General features: G+C 29.7%; 1 pseudogene. It reads right to left on the reverse strand.

Features of this window, described 5'->3' with window-relative positions:
• Positions 1–401: pseudogene (locus KGQ19_RS48915) on the reverse strand (DNA primase); the annotation flags it as partial.

A 401-nucleotide genomic window follows, 5' to 3' on the forward strand; every position in this document is an offset into this window, starting at 1 on the left:
TTAATAAGGTATTTAGCGAATAAATCATGTTGAAATTTACCATTAATAAAAAAAGATTCTTTTAAAAAAGCGTCATCACGTAAAACAATATCCAATTCTTTATCAGATATAGGTTCAAATAGCACATGTTTATTAATTAACCTTATTGTATTTCGTATTTCCTCCTTACTCATCGCTATTTGTTGTAATTTAAGAATGTAATTAAATAATGTTTGGTTTCGTCCGTCACCCTCTGCAAGTTCAGTGAAACCTGGATCTGTTTTAAATGACGCTTCTAACCATTTTGGCAACTCATCAATTTCAGTTTCATCAACACGTTTAAGCCATTTTCTAAACTCTCCATTAATTTTTAAAGGGTCGCAACTATTTTTAATTCCTAACTTATAATCGCACATAATACC

Origin of the sequence: Catenulispora pinistramenti (assembly GCF_018274385.1) — a bacterium.
GTDB classification, from domain to species: domain Bacteria; phylum Actinomycetota; class Actinomycetes; order Streptomycetales; family Catenulisporaceae; genus Catenulispora; species Catenulispora pinistramenti.